1 protein-coding gene is annotated in these 527 nt (G+C 46.1%); it reads left to right on the top strand.

What is annotated here, in order from left to right; translation table 11 throughout:
• On the top strand, positions 1–527 hold a 527-nt coding region (locus R7R24_RS30185; protein WP_318120650.1), incomplete at both ends, for a PAS domain-containing protein.

Genomic DNA, 527 nt, shown 5'->3' with positions numbered 1-527 from the left:
TTGTGCAAAAGCTCTCTGAAAACACGTCTATGACTCAGTTACAACTGAAAGACTCCATGGAGAAATTCGGCGCACTTTACCACAGCTCATCGTTGGGCATGCTGATCGTTATTGAACGTGAAATCGTCGACGCCCACCATCGAGCGCTTGAACTACTGAGTTATAAAAAGTCCGAGCTTCTTGAGCAGACATTAGACACGCTCTGCCCTACGACTGCTGATGAGTGTCGTGTTGATGCAATGTATCGAGAGCTTCAACATGGCCGCAATCAGTTTGAAGCACAGATGCTAGACAGCCATGGCGAAACCATCGATTGTTTAATAGAAGCAACACTGATTCAGCACAACGGGCACACCGCCTTGATGCTGCTGTTGCAAGATTTGAGCGAAAACAAACAACAAGCGGAGATGATTCAAAAGCTGACCGATTTTGATCCTGTGTCTGGCTTTTGTAATCGCCCGGTAATCTTAGGTGCACTTGAAGAGTTGGTGAAACACCAGCCGAATCACTTCTCGTTCATCTATATA

This window comes from Vibrio sp. 704 (assembly GCF_033339295.1).
This window is presented reverse-complemented; position numbering and strand designations above follow the sequence as displayed.